This window comes from Mesorhizobium sp. GbtcB19, from assembly GCF_019091085.1.
Classification (GTDB): Bacteria; Pseudomonadota; Alphaproteobacteria; order Rhizobiales; family Rhizobiaceae; genus Mesorhizobium.
The window spans coordinates 1-243 of sequence record NZ_JAGXJY010000429.1 but is presented as its reverse complement, the minus strand read 5'-3'; the positions used below and the strand labels follow the sequence as shown (position 1 = coordinate 243).

Here is a 243-nt window from a genome sequence, read left to right as displayed (position 1 = left end):
CACATAGACCGGCCTTAAGTCCTACGGCGAAAGGTCGGGCGGCCGGGCCTCCGACGTCGAGAAGATCTTTGCCACCTACGGCCAGCCCGACGGCTACCTGCTGGGCGAGGAAGGATCCGGCGCCCTGAACGGCGGCCTGACCTATGGCGGGGGCACGCCCTACACCAAGAACGCCGGCGACCATAAGGAGTTCTGGCAAGGCCCGTCGCCCGGCTGGGATCTCGGCGGCGAGGGATCGCGGGG

Annotated in this window: 1 pseudogene; it reads left to right on the top strand. The window is 68.7% G+C overall.

Annotated features, from left to right (window positions below):
• Positions 1-7: 7 nt before the first annotated feature.
• Positions 8-243: pseudogene (locus KVT37_RS32660) on the top strand (EipA family protein); the annotation flags it as partial.